Source organism: Anoxybacillus sp. CHMUD, from assembly GCF_013096965.1.
GTDB classification, from domain to species: domain Bacteria; phylum Bacillota; class Bacilli; order Bacillales; family Anoxybacillaceae; genus Anoxybacillus; species Anoxybacillus kestanbolensis_A.
Genome location: NZ_SDLG01000059.1, coordinates 1 through 901 on the forward strand (window position 1 = coordinate 1; position 901 = coordinate 901).

2 tRNA genes and 2 rRNA genes are annotated in these 901 nt (G+C 50.2%); all 4 read left to right on the forward strand.

Annotation, left to right across the window (positions count from 1 at the left end):
- A 16S ribosomal RNA gene (locus tag ETB99_RS14570) occupies window positions 1-115 on the forward strand; the annotation flags it as partial.
- A gap of 386 nt (window positions 116-501) precedes the next feature.
- Window positions 502-578, forward strand: a tRNA-Ile gene (locus ETB99_RS14575).
- A gap of 10 nt (window positions 579-588) precedes the next feature.
- Window positions 589-664 (forward strand) — tRNA-Ala (locus ETB99_RS14580).
- 122 nt (window positions 665-786) lie between these two features.
- A 23S ribosomal RNA gene (locus ETB99_RS14585) occupies window positions 787-901 on the forward strand; the annotation flags it as partial.

The following is a 901-nucleotide window of genomic DNA, read 5'->3' on the forward strand; positions in this document are numbered from 1 at the left end:
CCGAAGTCGGTGAGGTAACCCTTACGGGAGCCAGCCGCCGAAGGTGGGGCAAATGATTGGGGTGAAGTCGTAACAAGGTAGCCGTATCGGAAGGTGCGGCTGGATCACCTCCTTTCTAAGGATAAATGCGAAAAGCGGAGGCGACTGTTCAGCTCCGACAAGCGCTGGAGGGCCTGCGAGGAGGCTGTTGCCGCCACAGCAGGACCGAAGCGGCTCGAGGGGCTAGGAGCCGTAGCTAGACATAAAGAAAAGCGGAGGACTTCTCCGTACATGTTGACAAACATAACAATCATATGATAAAATTCCGCTGTCTGTTTTGTTCAGTTTTGAGGGAACAGCCCCTCCTTTTTGAACAAAATATGTTTTGCGCCTGCGTCTGCGAGTGATGATTACAAAGGTGATTGATTCCTCGGCGCATGGTACGAAGAAGTTGATCATGGTAGCGACCATGTTCAGTTTTGAGGGAATACACCTCTAATAAAAAATATGATACGTATGTATGGGCCTATAGCTCAGCTGGTTAGAGCGCACGCCTGATAAGCGTGAGGTCGGTGGTTCAAGTCCACTTAGGCCCACCATACATGCCATGGGGTCTTAGCTCAGCTGGGAGAGCGCCTGCTTTGCACGCAGGAGGTCATCGGTTCGATCCCGATAGGCTCCACCATTTCTATTATGAATTGAAGAAGTGGTATGTTCCTTGAAAACTAGATAACAGGCAGTAAGAAAAGCGACAAACGGTTCTCGTTTGGAGCTAAACGATAAAGCCAAGCAACGCAAAGTGTGTTTAGTTAAGTTAGAAAGGGCGCACGGTGGATGCCTTGGCACTAGGAGCCGATGAAGGACGGGACAAACACCGATATGCTTCGGGGAGCTGTAAGTAAGCGTTGATCCGGAGATTTCC